This window comes from methanotrophic endosymbiont of Bathymodiolus puteoserpentis (Logatchev) (assembly GCF_900128525.1).
Taxonomy (GTDB): domain Bacteria; phylum Pseudomonadota; class Gammaproteobacteria; order Methylococcales; family Methylomonadaceae; genus Methyloprofundus.
In genome coordinates this window covers 140,063-159,087 of sequence record NZ_FQTQ01000062.1, presented here as the reverse complement: position 1 = coordinate 159,087, position 19,025 = coordinate 140,063, and the positions used below count along the sequence as shown (strand labels likewise).

Annotated in this window: 20 protein-coding genes and 1 pseudogene; 8 read left to right on the top strand and 13 right to left on the bottom strand. The window is 39.9% G+C overall.

Translation table 11 applies throughout. From position 1 onward, the window contains the following. From BQ7314_RS04845 to pyrE, 3 genes and pseudogenes are all read left to right on the top strand, one after another. Positions 1 to 171 (top strand): annotated as a pseudogene (locus tag BQ7314_RS04845) (type II toxin-antitoxin system Phd/YefM family antitoxin); the annotation flags it as partial. Further along, the gene (locus BQ7314_RS04840) at positions 168 to 422 is read left to right on the top strand and encodes a Txe/YoeB family addiction module toxin (RefSeq protein WP_174482576.1); all 255 of its coding nucleotides are present in this window, start codon (positions 168 to 170) and stop codon (positions 420 to 422) included. The pseudogene BQ7314_RS04845 and the gene BQ7314_RS04840, both read left to right, overlap by 4 nt. Positions 423 to 443: 21 nt before the next feature. Then, positions 444 to 1,085, top strand: a complete 642-nt coding sequence (gene pyrE / locus BQ7314_RS04835; protein WP_174482575.1) for an orotate phosphoribosyltransferase — start codon at positions 444 to 446, stop codon at positions 1,083 to 1,085. Between the two features lie 69 nt (positions 1,086 to 1,154). Here pyrE and BQ7314_RS04830 read toward each other — a convergent pair whose 3' ends face one another. Beyond that, on the bottom strand, positions 1,155 to 2,078 hold the full coding sequence (locus BQ7314_RS04830) for a branched-chain amino acid transaminase (protein WP_174482606.1): 924 nt from the start codon (positions 2,076 to 2,078) through the stop codon (positions 1,155 to 1,157). 204 nt (positions 2,079 to 2,282) lie between these two features. Here BQ7314_RS04830 and BQ7314_RS04825 point away from each other — a divergent pair, with 204 nt between their 5' ends. From BQ7314_RS04825 to BQ7314_RS04815, 3 genes are all read left to right on the top strand, one after another. After that, positions 2,283 to 3,173, top strand: a complete 891-nt coding sequence (locus tag BQ7314_RS04825) for a hypothetical protein (RefSeq protein ID WP_245394913.1) — start codon at positions 2,283 to 2,285, stop codon at positions 3,171 to 3,173. Between the two features lie 70 nt (positions 3,174 to 3,243). Then, the gene (locus BQ7314_RS04820; RefSeq protein WP_174482574.1) at positions 3,244 to 3,600 is read left to right on the top strand and encodes a SirB2 family protein; all 357 of its coding nucleotides are present in this window, start codon (positions 3,244 to 3,246) and stop codon (positions 3,598 to 3,600) included. A 13-nt stretch (positions 3,601 to 3,613) separates the two neighbouring features. Further along, positions 3,614 to 4,438: a 5'-methylthioadenosine/S-adenosylhomocysteine nucleosidase family protein gene (locus BQ7314_RS04815; RefSeq protein WP_174482573.1), complete on the top strand. Its 825-nt coding sequence runs from the start codon at positions 3,614 to 3,616 to the stop codon at positions 4,436 to 4,438. 44 nt (positions 4,439 to 4,482) lie between these two features. Here BQ7314_RS04815 and BQ7314_RS04810 read toward each other — a convergent pair whose 3' ends face one another. Continuing rightward, the gene (locus BQ7314_RS04810; protein WP_174482572.1) at positions 4,483 to 5,127 is read right to left on the bottom strand and encodes a hypothetical protein; all 645 of its coding nucleotides are present in this window, start codon (positions 5,125 to 5,127) and stop codon (positions 4,483 to 4,485) included. Between the two features lie 474 nt (positions 5,128 to 5,601). On the opposite strand from BQ7314_RS04810, the gene BQ7314_RS04805 reads away from it, so the two are divergent. Next, on the top strand, positions 5,602 to 6,423 hold the full coding sequence (locus BQ7314_RS04805; protein WP_174482571.1) for a glycosyltransferase family 2 protein: 822 nt from the start codon (positions 5,602 to 5,604) through the stop codon (positions 6,421 to 6,423). Positions 6,424 to 6,813: 390 nt separating this feature from the next. On the opposite strand, the gene BQ7314_RS04800 is transcribed toward BQ7314_RS04805, so the two are convergent. The 8 genes from BQ7314_RS04800 to BQ7314_RS04765 form a co-directional block, all read right to left on the bottom strand. Continuing rightward, a complete protein-coding gene (locus BQ7314_RS04800; protein ID WP_174482570.1) occupies positions 6,814 to 7,239 on the bottom strand; it encodes a type IV pilin protein in 426 nt (141 codons plus the stop codon). An 11-nt stretch (positions 7,240 to 7,250) separates the two neighbouring features. Continuing rightward, complete coding sequence (locus tag BQ7314_RS04795) at positions 7,251 to 7,538, bottom strand: hypothetical protein (protein ID WP_174482569.1); 288 nt, start codon at positions 7,536 to 7,538, stop codon at positions 7,251 to 7,253. 114 nt (positions 7,539 to 7,652) lie between these two features. After that, a complete protein-coding gene (locus BQ7314_RS04790) occupies positions 7,653 to 11,273 on the bottom strand; it encodes a pilus assembly protein (protein WP_174482568.1) in 3,621 nt (1,206 codons plus the stop codon). Positions 11,274 to 11,306: 33 nt separating this feature from the next. Next, positions 11,307 to 11,882, bottom strand: a complete 576-nt coding sequence (locus tag BQ7314_RS04785) for a pilus assembly PilX family protein (protein WP_174482567.1) — start codon at positions 11,880 to 11,882, stop codon at positions 11,307 to 11,309. A gap of 12 nt (positions 11,883 to 11,894) precedes the next feature. Beyond that, positions 11,895 to 12,617 carry a PilW family protein gene (locus tag BQ7314_RS04780; protein ID WP_174482566.1) on the bottom strand — a complete coding sequence of 241 codons (723 nt, stop codon included), beginning with the start codon at positions 12,615 to 12,617 and terminating at the stop codon, positions 11,895 to 11,897. Beyond that, positions 12,614 to 13,117, bottom strand: coding sequence for a type IV pilus modification protein PilV (pilV, locus tag BQ7314_RS04775; protein ID WP_342590394.1), 504 nt, complete (start codon positions 13,115 to 13,117; stop codon positions 12,614 to 12,616). The genes BQ7314_RS04780 and pilV overlap by 4 nt, the downstream gene beginning before the upstream one ends. Positions 13,118 to 13,134: 17 nt before the next feature. After that, positions 13,135 to 13,707 carry a GspH/FimT family pseudopilin gene (locus BQ7314_RS04770; protein WP_174482565.1) on the bottom strand — a complete coding sequence of 191 codons (573 nt, stop codon included), beginning with the start codon at positions 13,705 to 13,707 and terminating at the stop codon, positions 13,135 to 13,137. 580 nt (positions 13,708 to 14,287) lie between these two features. After that, the gene (locus BQ7314_RS04765) at positions 14,288 to 14,755 is read right to left on the bottom strand and encodes a hypothetical protein (RefSeq protein WP_174482453.1); all 468 of its coding nucleotides are present in this window, start codon (positions 14,753 to 14,755) and stop codon (positions 14,288 to 14,290) included. A gap of 156 nt (positions 14,756 to 14,911) precedes the next feature. Here BQ7314_RS04765 and BQ7314_RS04760 point away from each other — a divergent pair, with 156 nt between their 5' ends. Next, positions 14,912 to 15,187 (top strand): ComEA family DNA-binding protein, encoded by a 276-nt coding sequence (locus BQ7314_RS04760; protein WP_174482564.1) that lies wholly within the window; start codon positions 14,912 to 14,914, stop codon positions 15,185 to 15,187. Positions 15,188 to 15,453: 266 nt separating this feature from the next. On the opposite strand, the gene BQ7314_RS04755 is transcribed toward BQ7314_RS04760, so the two are convergent. Genes BQ7314_RS04755 through BQ7314_RS04745 form a run of 3 tightly spaced genes read right to left on the bottom strand, consistent with a single transcriptional unit; the run spans position 15,454 to position 18,934 of the window. Next, complete coding sequence (locus BQ7314_RS04755; RefSeq protein ID WP_174482563.1) at positions 15,454 to 15,975, bottom strand: ankyrin repeat domain-containing protein; 522 nt, start codon at positions 15,973 to 15,975, stop codon at positions 15,454 to 15,456. Then, the gene (locus BQ7314_RS04750; RefSeq protein WP_174482562.1) at positions 15,975 to 17,315 is read right to left on the bottom strand and encodes a sigma-54-dependent transcriptional regulator; all 1,341 of its coding nucleotides are present in this window, start codon (positions 17,313 to 17,315) and stop codon (positions 15,975 to 15,977) included. The genes BQ7314_RS04755 and BQ7314_RS04750 overlap by 1 nt, the downstream gene beginning before the upstream one ends. Then, a complete protein-coding gene (locus tag BQ7314_RS04745; RefSeq protein ID WP_174482561.1) occupies positions 17,312 to 18,934 on the bottom strand; it encodes a sensor histidine kinase in 1,623 nt (540 codons plus the stop codon). Before BQ7314_RS04745 ends, BQ7314_RS04750 begins: the two co-directional genes overlap by 4 nt. Positions 18,935 to 19,025 lie beyond the last annotated feature (91 nt).

Sequence of the window (19,025 nt, the reverse complement as noted above, 5' to 3'; positions counted from 1 at the left end):
ATTATTACCAGAAAACGAGAATCTCCTGTCGTTATGCTTTCCTTAGAGGACTATCAAGCGATGGAAGAAACAAACTATCTTCTTCGTTCCCCTGCGAATGCGCGCAATTTGCTGGAGTCTATTGCAGAACTTGAAGCGGGTAAAAGCGTTAAGCGAGAACTCATTGAATGAACCTTAGCTTTGCACCTAAAGCATGGGACAGCTACCTTTACTGGCAAAAAACTGACAAAGCGACTGTCAAAAGAATTAACACACTCATTAAAGAGATTCAGCGCAGCCCTTTTGAAGGCATTGGCAAACTAGAACCTTTAAAGCATGCTTTATCTGGCTTTTGGTCAAGGCGCATAAATGATGAGCATAGAATTGTATACAAAGTAACTGATAATACTATTATGATGGCTCAATTACGTTATCACGACTAAACACATAACAAAGGATTTTTAATGCTTGATTATCAAAAACAATTTATTCAATACTCGCTTGAATGTGGCGTCTTAAAATTTGGACAATTTCATTTAAAATCGGGTCGTATCAGTCCTTATTTTTTTAATACTGGCTTATTTAACACCGGCGCTCAATTAGCGAAATTAGGTGAGTTTTACGCTCAAGCACTCATTCATGCAAAAATAAAAGTCGATATTTTATATGGCCCAGCTTATAAAGGTATTCCTTTAGTTTGTACGACTTCTATCGCTTATGCACATAGGCAAGACAGCGACATCCCCTTTGCTTTTAATCGTAAAGAAGTAAAAGATCATGGCGAAGGCGGAAATTTAGTGGGTGCGCCTTTAAAAGGCAATGTCTTGATTCTGGATGATGTTATTACTGCCGGAACATCGGTACGCGAGTCAGTCGTGATTATTAACGATGCAGGGGCAACACCCGCAGGCGTATTAATTGCGCTAGATCGCCAAGAAAAAGGTAAAAATGATATTTCGGCAATACAAGAAGTAAGTGACCGCTTTGATATGCCAGTGGTTTCAATTATTGCTTTAGAGCATATTATTGAATTTATTGAGAATGATGATGCTTACAAAATAAATATCGAAACCATTAAAGCGTATCAACAGCAGTATGGACTTTAAATAAAATTACAACTATAGAAAGCACAGAAATTATGTTTTTCTCTGTGCTTTCTGTGTACACCCTGTACTTTATTTAATTCGCGCCAGCCACTCTTCATGATCAGAGCGACGACCATGTACATAATCAAAATATAAAGTTTGAATTTTTTCAGTCACAGGGCCGCGAGACCCTGAACCGATTTTACGATCATCATATTCACGAATCGGGGTCACCTCCGCTGCAGATCCCGTAAAAAAGGCTTCATCAGCGACATATACTTCATCACGAGTTATGTTTTTTTCTTTAACTTCTATGCCTTGCTCTTGAGCAATTGTCAAAATAGTATCGCGAGTAATACCTTCTAATGCTGACGTTGTTTCGGGCGTATAAAGAATACCATTACGCACGATAAATAAATTCTCACCACTACCCTCAGCAACAAAACCTTGATGATCAAGTAATAACGCTTCATCGTAGCCAGCAGATAAAGCTTCTTGTAAAGCTAAAATAGAATTGATGTAATTACCGTTGGCTTTAGCCTTACACATCGTGCTATTGATATGATTACGAGTATAAGAGGAGGTTCTGATACGGATGCCTTTTTCCATGCTTTCTGCACCTAAATAAGCGCCCCAATTCCACGCTGCAATCATAACATGAACTTTAAGATTATCAGCGCGTAAGCCCATGCCTTCAGAGCCATAAAAGCACATAGAACGGATATAGGCACTATCTAAGTTGTTTTTACTAATCGCATCCCTATGCGCCTGATTAATCTCTTCTTTAGCAAAAGGAATCGTCATATTCATGATGTGCGCCGAACGAAATAGACGATCAGTATGCTCTTCTAGCTTGAAAATAGCAGGCCCTTGATCGGTATGGTAGGCTCTTAAACCCTCAAACACTCCAGCACCATAATGCAAAGTATGGGTCAAAACATGAACTTTCGCATCGCGCCATTCAACCCATTCGCCATCCATCCAGATTTTGCCGTCTCTATCATCCATTGTCATCATTGTCATCATTGTTATTACACCTATATTCGTAAAAAGTATTGCTTGTCATTAGCCGATATTATACTGGCATTCCCTGCTAATCACGCATTTTAGTTGCTATTTATAATAAATTATAACTCAGATAAGACAATGAATTTTAGCTGAAATTCTATATATAAGCTAAAATAGAGTTTTCTAATATACAACTTTATCTATCCGGCTATGACTAACTTTAAAATCACCTTGAGTGAACTTGATACGCCTGTAAAAGTACTCTTTACTGGCTACTTAACGACTGTGGCTATCGGTTATATTTTTGCCTTAATTCAAATTTTATTTACCCACGGTATGGCTGATGGAAAATTTGGCCTATCTATAGATGATATCGTATATAGTTATTACGGTAACCGTTCTGGAACGGTGTTAGAAAAAAAACTAACAGGCTCCATGAAAGACAAAGCGACCGAGCAAGAGAACTTTAAAATTATGCAATGGGTGCGTGATGGTGCGGATGAAGATGAATTCACCAATTTAAAAATTGATAAAATCATCGATAAAAAATGTGTTATGTGTCATAACGAAGGTGCATCAGGCATTCCAGATTTTACTCAATATGAAAATATAGAAGAAGTGACTAAAGAAGATGAAGGCGCAACCTTCTCCTCATTAACACGCGTTTCCCATATCCATTTATTTGGTATCAGTTTTATTTTTATGTTTGTTGGGCTTATTTTTAGCTTCTCAACCACCGCATCAAGCCAGTATAAAAGCATCGCCATCGGTATGCCGTATGCGTTTCTTATTGTTGATATATTATCTTGGTGGCTAACAAAGTTACACCCCATGTTTGCCTCATTGATTATGATTGCGGGTGCAGGTATGGGCGCTTCATTTGCTTTTATGTGGATTATTTCTATAAAAGAAATGTGGTTTATCAATAATCCATGGTTTTGTGAGCCTAATTCACCCTGTCAGCGAGCTTTAAAAGTCATTTCTGGCTTCAGCTTAAATAGTCTTGCTTTTATTGGTGGTAAATTAAGAAGAGAATTTTTTCCTAAAATGTTTGCTCTAATAAAAGATGGATTTTCTTGGCTATATAATAAAATGAAATAAGCTTGGTATGCTTTACTACGTACACTGACCTAGTGTGCGTAGCTCCATCTAAAAACGAAAGGAAAAAATAATGATTAAATCAATACATATGCTATTCGCCATATTATCGGTCAGTGGTTTTATTTCTCGCATTATGCTGGCAGAATTTAAGCCGACTCTATTACAAGCCAAATTAGCTAAAATTGCTCCCCATATTATCGATACACTTTTAATACTGACAGGATTAACTTTGGTTTTTCAAGGCAATTGGTTAGCGGGAGAGTATGGCTGGATTATTAGTAAAATTATTATCTTATTGGTTTATATCGGCTTAGGTGTACTGGCTATGCGTAATACAGGTATGAAACGCTGGAGTTATTTTGTTGGCGCTTTAGCCTGTTTTGGCTATATTTTATTTATAGCTATTAGTAAGCACGGTTTTATCTGATATTGCTAACATGATGCCCCAACCTTCCTGTTACTTCTTTGTTGCCTTGCCTTGTGAAGCCAAGCCCTTAATTGAGCACTTTAAATTAAAAAAAGAACTATCAGTAAGCGCCTTCACTATTTATCGAGGCACACATATCACGCTCACAGTAACAGGCTTAGGAAAATCAGCAATGGCTGCAGGTGTAGGCTATACTTTAGCTTTATGTCCTGCCGTCTCTTTGCCCCTCATGCTAAATATCGGTATTGCCGGACATAGAGACTATGCTTTAGGTAAAGTATTTGCTGCACACAAAATTATTGATCATGACAGCGAACGTAGTTTTTATCCACAATTAGTTAGTTTTCCACCTTGCGCAACACAACAGATCACCACAGTGAGCCAGGCACAATTAAATTACTCTACTGATACGCTTTATGAAATGGAAGCCTCTGCCTTCTACGAAACAGCCATCCGCTTTAGTTCCAGTGAATTAATTCACTGTATTAAGGTTATTTCCGATAATAAAGAGAATGCCAGCACACAAATTAAGCCCGCCCAGGTCAGTGAGTGGATCAAAAAGGCACTACCCATTATTGATAACTATTGCCAGCAACTAAGTCAATTAGCGAACCTAGTTCAAGCGACAGATATAACAGAATATACAGAGCTGATTAGCCAATGGCGCTTTAGCAGTCACGAAAAAATGCAATTGCAAAGCTTATTGAATAAAAGAAAACTTATAGTGGGAGATAAAAGACTTGATTTAACCGAGTCCGCACCAGCACCAGCAACAGGCAAAGACATTTTGAATTTATTGCGTAATGAAATTGATGCTCTTGCCTTCGGTGGTTTTTAGCGCTTTTGTCCAATAATCTCCCCGATAACGAAATAAACGAAAAATCAATTTGCCACCAGTTCATCAAAAACAAGGCTAACCTCTTCACATGAAATATTAGCTTGTCCGTTACTTAAAATATAGTTAGCAAAATGCTCGATGCTCCGCCAGTTTTTAGGCTGGTTAACAAATTGAAACGCACTTATAAAAAGGTATTCTATTTTTAATTCTCGCTCTCTCGCATCACCAATAAAATACGCCAAATAAGCATAAGCTTGCTCTAAGTCAGAGTGCCCACCGTAATTATTTAAAGCCTTAATATTCACTAGCTGTGGATTAAATACTTCATCATCACGTAGCGCAACAAATTTAGCTTCTGCTAAAGGACCTACGAGTAAGTTAATAACATCGGCTTCATAAGCTTGCTGTAAGCTTTGTTTTTCTGCGCCAAAATTTAAATGAGTATTTTCAATTTCAGCAACGGGTAAATTGTCAATTAAGCGCCCGCCTTCAATTTTGGCAAAAAAAGAGGCTTCCGCGCACTCGTGGCGATTAAAGGTTATTGCAAAGTAGATCGGTGGTAACTGCAGCTCACGATTACGAATATAAATAGCCGCAGCATGACCCGCTTCGTGATAGGCAATATGCTTATAACGCTCTTGATAGGAGGCGGTGGTAGGGGCATTAGGAAAATAATAGGTACGTTGCATAGCGGTGTCCTAAAAAAAAATGCGGCCAGAAGCCGCATAAGAGGAAGGAAGTAGCTTTGATTTCCCAAAAAAGGAGCGCATTCAAAGTTGGACTTAGTTTATGCGTATTCTTTGCCTCTGAAAATGTGTCATTTTGACGCGCGACAATTTGTCGCTACTTTTGGCATAGTAACTGCTTTATTAAATTGTTTTGCCTATTAAAAAATCAACAAAATCAATGATTTTAAAGCTATTCCTAGCTACAAATAAGTGATATCCCTTAATTCTTTAAGGCATATAACCTATTAATGAAAATTGTCCGTAATGACACTTAATAGGCACTCTTTATTATTTTATCTAACGAGTCATTTCTAACGGCAGCACTTGCGCTAAAATAACTATTTTTCAGTTATTCGGAAGGAACTTTTTATAACGCCCGAGAGAACTGGCAATGCTTTCTGATATTATTAAAGTTAATCCCTTACCCCCCTATCTATGACGATTTCTCTTATTATTCCTACCTTTAACCGGCAAGCAACCCTCAAACGTGCGCTAGACTCCGTTTTACAGCAAAGCTTATTACCCGATGAGATTATTGTTATTGATGACGGTTCAACTGATGCAAGCGCGGCAATGATCAACACTGAATTTCCACAAGTACAGTATATTTATCAAGAAAATCAAGGTGTCAGTGCTGCCAGAAATAAGGGAATACGACAGGCAAAAGGAGAGTGGATTGCATTATTAGATTCTGATGATACCTGGTTTACAGAGAAGCTAGAAAGACAAATAAAAGCATTACAACAAGCACCTGAAATAAAACTCTGTCACACTGAAGAAATATGGATTCGTCATGGTGTAAGAGTCAATGCCATGAATAAACACAAAAAATACGGTGGTTGGATATTTACCCACTGCTTGCCTTTATGTGCCATATCTCCCTCCTCAGCTTTGATACACCGCTCAGTTTTTGCTGATGTCGGCCTGTTTGATGAAGCCCTGCCAGCATGCGAAGACTATGATTTATGGCTACGCATTAGCGCTAAATACCCCGTATTATTTTTAGAGCAAGCTTTAATTAATAAATATGGCGGTCATAAAGATCAGCTTTCGCATCAATACTGGGGAATGGATCGCTTCCGAATACAGGCCTTAGATAAGCTACTTAGGCAGTCTGATTTAAGCAATGAAAACAAAATAGCAGCAAAGAATATGTTACTAAAAAAAGCGCGTATCTTCCAAAAAGGTGCTTTAAAACGAGGTAAAACGGAGTCAGTTGACTATTACCAAGCATTGATTGAACGCTATGAAACTTAACCTTTCTCTTTGTAAATTCTCATTTTTAACAGGTGCTAAAGCGTATTGTAGGTATGTTTAATATACAAGGATGTGCTGAGGAACGAAGCGCATCACAAAACGATGCGCTTCCTATCGTCAGCACATCCTACGCTATGGCGTTAATATCTTAAATACCTGTGGTTACTTCTCTTTAGCTACTCATTTAAGATGGGGGATAGTGATACTTGTAGGCCGTGACTTCAGCCCGCCTTTAGAGTAGGGGCATGGCATTAGCGGGCTAAAGCCACTCCCACGAAACCTATTAAATAGGCACTAAAAGTACAAACTACTTTTGGCACTCTATGAACAATGGCATATTTTCAATATAAAAAAGCAGCTCCGAAAGGTACGCAGTGCGTACCCTGCTATTTACCAACACCCAGCAGTTGTTGGTGATTTAGCGCCCGTCTGAGTAATTTCGAGAGTACCACAGCTATCGTTAGCCTGAGCAGCCGTTGGGGTGGCGCGTAAAGTATAAGAACTTGCCGTAGCGGCATGAATAGTTAACGTATAATAATTTCCTGAACCATCAACAGGGCTTTTTTGAGAATATATTGCAGGTAGACCGGTATCTGCAGCACTCACAGCCGCCTTATCATAACCATTCGTCTCAGTAAAGTGTCTCTCCATCGCATTAGCAAAACCAAGTAACGCCCCTTTCGCATCGGCACGACGTGACTTTAATATACTCTCTTGATAACTAGGATACGCAATACTTGCTAATATACCAATAATAGCAACCACGATCATTAGCTCTATTAAGGTGAAACCATTTTTCATTGTGCTATTTTTCATGTTTGGCTTATTTAACTGTTAATCGGAGGAAGAATAATATGTAGGTTCGGTTTAATTTCCAGCCGTTTGATCATCTTATCACTATTCAAAGTAAAATCGACAACGCTGCCCCGCTTTAATTTCTCTCTATTAGTAATTATTTTAGTTCTATCTGTAATTATATAAGATCGACTATTAATTACGATCGCATTATTACGCAAATCGACACTATCGACTGCCCCAGATAGAGTTGTATATTCAGCTCTTGCTCCCGCCACAAAAACAAAAGAACAAAGTATTATTTTAATAAATTTTGACATATTATTCTCCTAAGATTTAACCATTCTAAAAGCTATTGCCTATGTAATTTTTGCATTCTGGCACCCCTCTGAGGAAAGTGTCAGAATGCAATTATTTATGGCCAGATGGTAGACTCACCGTAATTCCTGCCAAGCAGTCCGTTTCATTCCTGAACCTAGTGTAAAAAAACCAATTTTTCTTTTTTCAATAGTTGAACCACCATTAGTCCCAGGCGTATATTGATTATCATTCAGGAAACTAGAGGATGCTGGAAAACCTTTGGTAAACCGTTGTCCTGTCGCGGCATAATTAATAGCAGGGGAACCACCATCATTCAGAAAATCACCAGAATCAACAATTCCATCACCATTAAGGTCAAATACAACACCATCAGGCCTGCCGCCAGTAAATAAATTAACTGACATTAGAAATCCAGATCCACCGGTACTACAAGGTGAACTATCAGGAATCCATGTATTAAAAAAGACAATATTATTAACTATATCTGGATCTACAATAACTCTCTCACCTACGTTCTGAGTTAAGTTAATATACCAACCTTGTTTTGGGCTTGTTCCCGTAAAATCAACAACATTATTAGTTAATACATTGAAATCGGTAGAGACATTAGTTGCATTATTAAAAAATGGACCTGATAAAAATGTTTGCTCTACTAAACTACTAGTCGTAATTGAACCCACTCCACTATCCCATACACCATAAAAGCTTTGCGTTCCTGATGATGCTATATCACTAGCAACTAAGTATTGTCCCGTGCCAAAAGCTACCATAATATTAGGTGGGCTACCACCAGTCACAGCTAGGTTCACTGCTATTGCCGGTTTACTAGTAATAGGTTGGCCAGCAGGAGCCGTAAATAAAGGACTACCTGAATAAGCAACGCCCCAATTAGTCGTGCTAGCATCAGACACATCAAAAGCCCATAAATGGCCCTGCAGATCCCCTGCATAAATCCTATCGACTATATAATCGCCATCAGTATCTGCTGCTTGTGGTGTTGACAAACCATTACAGTTACTCGCTACATTTGAACAGTCACTTGAAACAATCGAGCCAGCTCCTGTTGATAATTTAATATAATCACTGCCTGGAGTCCAAACGCCATCTAAACCGCCATCTAAAAATAGAATAAACAGTTTCGCTTCCCCACTCCCATTATTATTATAGCCATTGCCGAAAATTGCAGCCCAACGCCCGTTTTTCATCATCCTAATAGTAGGTTGACTATAAGAAAAACCCATATCAGCATCATCATTACTATCAAACTCCCATAATACAATCTGCGCGGCATTAGCTTCAGAAAAAAGACTAGGATTAGTAACATCTAAAGCAAATATACCCTTTCCGCCACCACGATTTCCGCCAATCAGCACAGTATGCCAAGCGTCTCCTGCACCCGTATTAAAATACGCATCCTCTACCGTAGAGGGCGAATCAACATAATAACGATGGGTATAAGCGGGGTCTGTTAAATAATGCAACCCTGTCGTTGCACTACTTGATGAAAATACATTATTCGGAATATAGGCCATCAGTTCATCACCAGTACTCGCACTGAAACCATGTAGCATGCCATCATTGGCACCAACATAAACTACTTCATCTCGGCTTAAACCAGAAACAAAAGCACTATACTTATTAGCTGTAGGAAAGGGGGCTGTATCTGGCCAGTTAGAATTTGCACTGCCAACAAATACAGGGTCAGAGTGCACAATATCACCGAGTAATTTACTCCGTACCCGAAAATTATAAGGACCGCCTTTCCCTATTTCATTCGTTCTAGCACCGCGGAGATAATCAACGCGCGCTTCTGCTTTAGAACTTGATCCTGATGTCCCATTGGGCTCAATTCTTAAGTCATCTTGTTGAGATGCCGTTAAAGATGGCCAACGAAAAGGAATTCCCTGTGTGCCATTAAATGTAAAAATCGTCCTTGTGGTTGCTGGCGAACTTTGAGCATCTAATAAGTTGGCCGCTTGCCAATTAGGTGTGGTCGAAACATTTCCAGTAGTCGCATTCAAAGGAAATGACAACAAATCTCCAGTCCAGCTGTTGCTAACATTCTTAAATTGTGCCAGAAAAACAGAGCTACTACCTGTTAGCGTAGTGGTATTAAAGGATACAGATGCTGCACTCCCTACTCGACTGCCAATATTAGCAAGTGCCGCCGTTAGAGAATCAGATACATCTTGCGGTGTGCGCGCTGACACATAAGTCCCTTTAGCGTTATAGGCAGCATGCCAAAGATCATCAATTTTTTCCAAATCGCTATTATATGGATTCCCCCAATTGTCACTCTCTATTAAGCCAGGAGCATTACTTGGCCAGCCATCGCCATCGGTATCTGTCAATAACCCTGTTACTGCAAAAGCAACCGTAAATGTCACCATATGTTGGTGGGTTGCAGAATCGAAAACATTTGTCGGGACGACATCAGGAAAAGAACTTAGATCTTTGTCATAATAATATTTAGCGACATCAGCAAGTGTATCAGAATGACTATCGCCATCTGTATTACCTACTGAGGGCCCCCCGCCATTCCAATAACCATCTGTAAATAATACCGCAAAATTTTGCTGACACTGCTGAACAATTGGATCAGTTCGACTATCATCATTATCAAAATACTTTCCTGTGCGTTTTAAGCCTCTCCTAAGCGGTGTGCCCGCAGCAGGCCAGTCAAAACTAAAGAAATTATTTAATAAACTTGTATTGTGAGAGGCAAAGCCTGATAAACCGACAGGAACTTCATCAAACAAGTCGTTGTGATGGTTAATAACACTCAAACCATAGCGATAGTCTGGGTTATCTACTATAACGTTGGATACTGCAGATTTAGCAACAAATGAACGTCGACGCGAGTATTGATACCAGTTAGCTATATTTTGCTGAACTTGCGTAATGGTTTTTCCACCTAGTTGCGGAAATGAACCACCGCCTGAAAGCGTTGCGATTGTTGTTGCGGTTTCATTTAACGCACCAGAACTATCTGGCGCATAAGTTATCCTTTCAACAGTTATTTGACTGTTTGTTACTGTATAGCGAAAGTGTTCATCCCATAAATCAACTTCACTATTAGCCCCCGAAGTTCGATTAATACTAGTGCCTCGTCTAGGTTGAGACCCAGAATAACCATGTGTATCCTGCCAAACTTCGTAAATAAAACCACTTAAATCACGCGTCAGGGGATAACCTGTAGTGCCCGACTGCGGATCACTTCTTGCTACCGTAAACGAAGCGTTGACCATCCCTGTGCCATCCCAAGGCTTATAATCTATTACAGGATTAAAGTAGAGTATATTTAGATCTGAGGATCTGATACGCCAATCAGCATTTAGCGTATTGGCAGGACAGGGCTCTAAAGCGTTCCCACAACCACTCCCATAAGCATTATCGCTATTGTTATAATTGTATATAAAATAATACCAACCGGTTCCCGAGTAACTTATATATAAGCCATTATCAACACGCCCAAAACAGCTACTACTTCCACTAAAACCAAAGGCATCCCTATCATAATCACAATAAGTCCAATGCCTTCTAGTTAAAATCTCCCAATCCATAGATCCCGAATCATCAATCTCAAAGAAAATATTAGGAGGAACATTACTGGCTGCAAACAAAGGGGTATCTACCAAAGCTCCTGGAGCAGCAAAGGTTGGCAAAACTGGACTTAAACATAATCCCATTATTAAAATGATTTTTGCATATAAAGTATTACTGTACTGTGTCATGTTCCTCTCCAAATGATAGAGATAAATTAAGTGCTATGGTTGGAATTTGGTTTTGCCGCCATAATAGCTACGCAAAATAACTTGAGTATTGTTCTGCCCTCCAGTTCCTCGGGCAGTAATCATAAAGCTGAGCTCTGGTGGAGCTACTCCAGCTATATCTGGAATATTACTAATATAAGTAATGTAATATCGCGGTTCACTAGCAACTTGAGTATTACCTGTCACAGCGACTACTGATTTACTTGCTGTTGTCCAGGTGCTTGAATCCCCTGCAGAGGGAGCTGGGCAGCTAGGCGCGGTACATGCCCCATCACACACATTTGCAGTTGCCGCCTTATAAAAGACCCCTGACGTACCATTACAAAAAGTTTGAATAGAACCAGCTCCATTATTCCATATTTGTTCTATACGTTGCTCCCCTGCCCTTAGTCCCGCTTCTGCCGACTGGAAAGCCATATTTTGATCGCGCATATTACCTGCCATTTTTTCCTCTAGGCTAGTGGTTTGCACAGATGTAACGCCGATTAAGGTTAATAATAGCAACATCACTAAACTAATCACTAAGACCACGCCCGATTGTTGCTTAAGTGGTGTCGATAAGATAAACATAGCTTGGCTCCTTTAAGGTAATCGATTACGCAGGGCAATGGTGGAGGTAAAAATTCTTCTTAGGCGCTTATCACCCGGCGTTATCGCGGTAGATGATGGCAGTGGGTAATTATAGGCTCTGGGGGCTGTGGTTAGATTATCATCAATGGAGCGTACTAATAGACTAACTCTAATGCTGATTACCCTACTCATACCAACCACGTCATTCGCAGGAACATAATAATTTGGCGTACCATCATCATCGGTGTCTTCACCATAGAGAATTTGCATATTTTCGATGCCTTCGATTAATTCATCTGCCGCTGCGCCATTCACACTTCTAAATAAGCCAGGTTGGCCACTTGCACCCGCTTGAATGCTATAAGTTCTTGTTATTGGTGCGGGTGCGGGCGGTGGCGGTGGCGGTGGCGGAGGTGGCGCACATACGTTATCCTGCCAAGTAACCGTTATCGTGTCAGAGCCATTCAAACCAGCATCATTAGTACCTGCGACTGCTGTCGGATCACTAGGTGAAGTCGGGCACTTTCGAAAGTCTGCCATACGCATATCGTTACCGAAAAAACTCAACGCAAAACGGCCGTTTTCCTGCATTCCCGATAGGTTTGATTGCATACGGTAAGTTTGCCGTGTATTAATAAAAATTTGCAGTACACCACCGATTAAAAAGACGCCAATCAATAAACTGATCATAATCTCAATCAAGGTCATACCTTGTTGCTTCTGCTGCTTTATCATAATTGAAAACTCGTTTGGAAACTGGGGTCACTCGCATCCACAACGCCATCCCGATTATCATCCCAATTGATGGTAACGGTATAAACATCGCCAACCACAGTAATACTGCCTACCGCACTACCTGGTAAAGCCTGACCTATTGCTGCATTCCATTCGAATAAATCATTTTCGGCTATCTTTGTGGGTGTACAAGACGTAACAGTATTGCAGTTAGCCTGAATGGCGGCGGCTGGTGTCATAAAGGTAGTTAAATACTTTGCTGCAAAACCATAAGGAGCCATAGAAGTGCCTGATGCTGGATCGGGTGCTGCGTTAGCACGCATTCTATCGGCAATATCATAAGCGAGCTGCGTTGCTTGGCTACGGTTATAAGCGCTTTGGTTATTTTTTAAGCTTGTTGCTTGTAGACCTGCTAGGCCTAATAAGCCAACGGCTAACACAACCATTGCGATTAAAACCTCTATTAAGGTGAAACCTGTTTTTTTATTAAATTTCATCATAGATAAATCACTCCGTGTTATGAACAAGCGGTGCCTGGAGATTTGACATAAGCTCTACCTACAGTATTAAGGATAATTTCTCTTGAACTAGCGATATCGTTATTTTGGCATAGGTGAAATGTATCCCCGACACCACCTTTACTCATTCCAGTAGGTAAATAGGCGGCATAATCTTTAAATGAGCTCGCCCCTGTAATTAAAGTCAAACCGATGGGTAACGCATCATACGTTCTTAATAAACAATCTTCTTTTGGTGAGCCATCAGCATTAGTTTCACATAATGTAGCATCACCATCATCATTAAAGGCATTACTGCCATCACTATCGACAAAAACATCCCAGCCATCTTCCCAGTGTTTTGAAGTGGCACCTTTACGCCTCATGGTGACTTGTACGCCACGTTTAATCGCTTCGCTTTTGCTTAAGTTCAATGCTGAGATCAATTCATTAGCGGTCGCTGTTAACCGACTGCTCCTTATTGATTCTTTAAAACTAGGGATGCCAATACTTAAAACAATACCGGCAATTGCAACGGTGACCATCAGTTCTATTAGAGTAAAACCTGACTTGTTTTCGCTAAAATGTTTCATATTGCTTGATTTATCCTAATGAAAAATAAGCTTTTTATTTTAAGCTTGAAAGAAGTTTAGTACAAAAAATTTAGCTTATTTGTGATTTTCTATACAAATAAGCTAAATTTTTTGCTACTCATTTAAGACGGGATATTAGTTATATTTGTAGGGCGTGGCTTCAGCCCGCATTTAGAATAGGCGCATGGTATTAGCGGGCTAAAGCCACCGCTGAAAATCAGGGAAACGGAGCGATAGCGAAGTGATGATTTTTAGTCCGCAGTAGGCGACAGGGTTGTCGCCAATCCGAGCGATAGCAATGCGCAAGGGAGGCTAGTAGTTATCCCGAAGCCGTCAAGCCATTTGAGGGGTAGCTTTAACGTAGCGGCTTTTGTGCGTTGTAAAGTGGACGCAGGGCGTACTGGGGCTTATCCAGCCGCTCCGTATGTGAATGAATATTTGGCGACAGGAGTCCCAAGTATTTCATGAGGTAGGATGGCGCGCCTAGCCCTACAGTTTTTAATATGTGTATGGTTTCAGATATTATTGAATTCGATTCCAAAGACTACCAGTCTAAAATCGGGACATCTAATAGTGAAGTTTAAATGCCCAATGCTTTAACAATAATATCTTTAAACAAGATCGCCAACATACCTGAAAAGATAGCCCAAGAAAGGCGGTCATGTTTTTTTCCCTGCTCTCTAATTTCTAGCTTTATTTCGTCAAACCGTTTATCCACCCGCTCAAACTGTTTATCCACCTGCTCAAATCGTTTATCCACTTGTTCAAATCGTTTATCGACTTGTTCAAATCGTTTATCGACTTCTTCAAAGCGTTCTAATGTCGTTTGTTTGGCATGTTCAAAACGCTCTAATGCCGTTTTATCTGATTGATCAAAGCGCTCTAAGGTCACTTTTTCAGCATGCTCAAAGCGTTCTAGATTGAGTTGTTCCGCACGTGCAAATTGACTGGCCATTTCTTCGCGTGTGACCGAGTGTTGAGCCGCTTGTAGCAAATGCTGCAATAAGTCTCTTTGCGTAAATGTATTTGTGTCAGTATTTTCAGACATTTTCTTATTTATCAGTTATTTATTGATTTAAAGTCTAGTATTTATTGTAATTTTTGTCAATTTTTCTAAAAAAACGCCACATATCTTACCCTCTAGCTTGCCAAGCTCTCTCTTTGAACTATACTCACAGTTTAACTATATAGATGGAGATTATGCATGAAACAATTATTATGGGCTTTACTACTGGTGTCATTTAATATTTTTGCGGCACCTGTTGATATAAATAAGGCGAGCGCTCAGGAAATGTCTGAGTCTTTAAAAGGGGTGGGCTTAAAAAAAGCTAAGGCAATTGTTGCCTATCGTAAAGCAAATGGCCCTTTTGCCAGTATTGATGATTTGGCTAGCGTCAAAGGTATAGGCAAGAAAACGATTGCCAAAAATAAGGGTAATCTACAAATCAGTAAAGATAAGAAAAAGACTAAGAAAAAATAAGGGATCACTCACTCATTAGTTCCCTCACTCTGAAGCTGTTAAAGTATTAATTTAATATTTATCAATGAGTTATATTGAATATAATATTATTTGTCATGATTAACAGGCGGGGCGCAGTGCTTTAGCCTGCTTTCAATAGCGGAAAATAGCAGGCTAAAGCACTGCGCCCCAATGCGCTAATTCCTTAACTTAATAGCCGTGCTTCAGGGCATGGGAATGAGGTTTTAACAAACTATGCTCGACCCGACGTAAGCGACGGCAAAAACCTATTCGACTTTTTGCTTTTCTATACTCTCGTCAGCTTTCTTTTCAGCTGGCTCTGCTTCGACTTTAACTTCTTCCTGCTCTTTGGCTCCAGCCTCTTCAAGCATCTTAAGCAACTGCGTATGCCCTGCCTTCTTAGCTTTAACTAAGACGCGTATACCCAATTTATCTGCTGCATTAACATCTGCTCCCGCACTAATTAATAAATTAACTAAACGCGGATCACCAAAGATAATAGCATCCATAAGTGCGGTAGACCCTTGATTATCATATAAATTCACATTGGCTCCATAAGCAATTAATACCTGCATAACACGATAATTACCACTGTATGCAGCGGCCATTAATGCGGTACGCCCGCCAGCAACTTTGCTATTAACATCAACGCCTGACGAGAGGATTGTGTGTACTCTTGGTGGTTGACCTTGAATAGCTGCCATAAATAAATCTTGCCCTGTTTCTGCAAGCAGTGTGCCACTGTACATAGCTAAATTTAGTATTACCGTTAACATAGTGTTTTTCATTATGACTCTAACCCTAATTTTTTTAATCGATAACGCAAAGAGCGAAAACTCATGCCAAGCTGCTTGGCCGTTGCGGTACGATTCCATTTATTTTGTTCTAGCGCATCACTAATTGCTTGCTTTTCTATCTCTTCTAAATACTCTTCCAAAGAACTCACCATTGGATCATAGGCTTCTGAGTCAGGTAGCTCAGTTGCCTCTGAACGTAAATCTAAGTCTTGTTCTGTAATGATATCACCATCATGCAGCGCAACCGCCCGCTCCAAAATATTTTCTAATTCACGAACGTTGCCAGGAAATTTATATTGCTTCAATGCCTTTAATGCACCGGATGAGAATTTTAACGCGCTGAACTGATTATTTCTGGCAATTTTACTAAGAAAAAATTCACTCAACTGGATAATATCTTCTTTACGATTGCGTAATGCGGGAACATTCAGCTCGATAACATTGATGCGATAATATAAATCTTGCCTAAAGATTCCTTCTTGAACCAATTGCGCCAAATCTTTATGTGTGGCACTTAATAATCGGACATCAACCGCTTCCTCCTGTTGACTACCGATGGCGCGAACTTTCTTTTCTTGGATCGCACGTAATAATTTAACTTGCAATACTAAAGGTAAATCAGCCACTTCATCTAAAAATAATGTCCCCCCCTCTGCCGCTTGAAATAGACCTTGTTTATCACCATTTGCGCCGGTGAAACTACCTTTTTTGTGACCAAAAAACTCACTCTCCATAAGCTCCGCGGGAATCGCGCCACAGTTAACGGCAATAAAGGGGGCATCAGAACGAGCGCTTTTTTTATGAATCAAACTAGCAACTAATTCTTTACCTGATCCTGATTCACCTTTGATATAAACGGGAGCTTGGCTGCGAGCAATTTTGCTGATTTTTGCCCGAATTTGACACATCGCCTCAGACTCGCCTAATAAGGTATTTCTTGAGCGTCTATCTTGTGTAGGAGAAAAATTAGCTTTTAGGGCATTGCGAACTAATTGGCGTAATACTTTTAGGTCAACAGGTTTAGATAAAAAATCAAATGCGCCCTGTTTCATTGCTTTAACTGCTGCCTCAGCACTACCGTGTGCAGTAATGACAATAACAGGGAGTTGAGGGAATTCAGCTTGAATGACAGAGAGTAAATCCAAGCCATCACCATCTGGCAGACGCATATCTGTTAAACAGAGGTTAAAAGTCTGTTCTTTTAATAAGACCTGCGCGCTGCTTAAGTTTTCAGCCGTTTTCGTTTCTATGTCCATGCGATTTAAGGTGATTTCTAAGAGTTCCCGGATATCCGCTTCATCGTCAATAATTAGGGCTTGCGCTTTATTCATAATTTAATTTCATCCTGCTCTGCACTTGATAAACATAAACGAAAACAACTGCCATCCGCTAAAGCCTGGTAACTTAATGAGGCTTGATTTAGTTCAGCTAATTCACGAGAAATATACAAACCTAAGCCCGTACCTGAATTAGAGGTGGTAAAAAATGGCTCGAACAAATGTTCTTTTGTTGCTTTAGAGATATTTTTTCCGTGATCAATGACTTGCAAACAAGGTTGATTAAAAAAAGTGGTCACTTTAAGTTCAATATCTTGATCAGGAGCATAGCCGTATTTTAAAGCGTTTTCACAGAGATTATTTAGAATTTGCGTTAAATGTCCAGGGTCAAAGAGTATATCTTGCACCTCCTCTGCTACTGAGAGAGTAAATTGTTTTATATGCCCACGATTTTCTATCTCAAAAAGCGCTAAATACTCTGGCAGCCATGTCGCCAGATGAATCCGTTCTTGCTTTGAATCCGTTCTACGCGAAAGCTGCAAAATATCTTCAATAATGGAGTTTACTCTTAAAGCATGGGCTTGAATAATTTCAGCTAAGCGTAAATCCGCTTTTGATAAGTCTGGGCACTCTGCTAATAGCTGACCCGCATGACTGATTGCACCCAAGGGGTTACGGATTTCATGAGCAATATTAGCAGTTAACATTCCTAAAGAAGCTAATTTTCCTTTCTGTACCCGCTGATTATATAAGGCAACATCATCCAGAGTAATCATAAAAAAAAGCGTATGCTGAGTAGGCAAGGAAGTAAAATGCACATGTAAATCGGCTTGCCCCAGAACAGAAATACGCAAAAAATCCTTGCTTGGATTAGCAGCCCACTGCTCAAAAGCATGCGCAAATGAAAGCGAGATATCCGCTAACGTATCTGGCAAACTATTACGTCCTAATAAACGTTGGCAAGCGTGATTATAGCGAGTAATCCTTTGCTGCTGATCAGTGATGATAATTCCCGACTGCATATTCTGGATAATATATTGATTTAACTCCTCTAAAGAGATAATCGTTTCTTGCTGTTGCGAAGTAATTAAAGCCGTCTGCTCGGTCCGTTTAGCTAGAAAATAAGACAGCATGGCAATGGTAAAAAAAGCTGCACCCAACATACCTGCATAAGGGTAATATGCGCTTTTAAATTCTCCCATTCGAAATACATAGGCTTGTTCGGCAAAAATAAATAAGCTAGCAATAGCAGCAAATAACATCGCGCACCGCCCACCAATTAACAGCCCTCCTGCGGCGGTAGAGACTAACATCAACGCCCCTATACCACTAGCAATCCCGCCGCAAGCATGCATAATCAAAGTAATTAGAAAAATATCGCTAAAAATAAGTAACTGCGCTTGCGTTGCATAGCTCGCAACTCGCTTAAAAATAATGACCCAACCTATTAAAGTCACACTTAAATAGCTAAAACTGGTGAGTAAATACAACTGAGTGTACTCAGGCAGAATAATAAGCTGGCCTATCCGCGAGTAATATAAGCTCAAAAACAAGCCGGATAAAACTAAACGATAAACATAAAATCCCTTTAATAGAAACCAGGCCTGTCGGACTGGTATTTTATAGCCCTTAGAAAAAGGGCAAGGTGAAAGCATATCAGCATCAGTTTGCATAAGCGTTGTTTACATTGGTTAGCTATAAATGCCAGGCTAGTACAGCAGCCTCGAAATAAGACACAAACCATAAGAAAAATAATATTTTAAA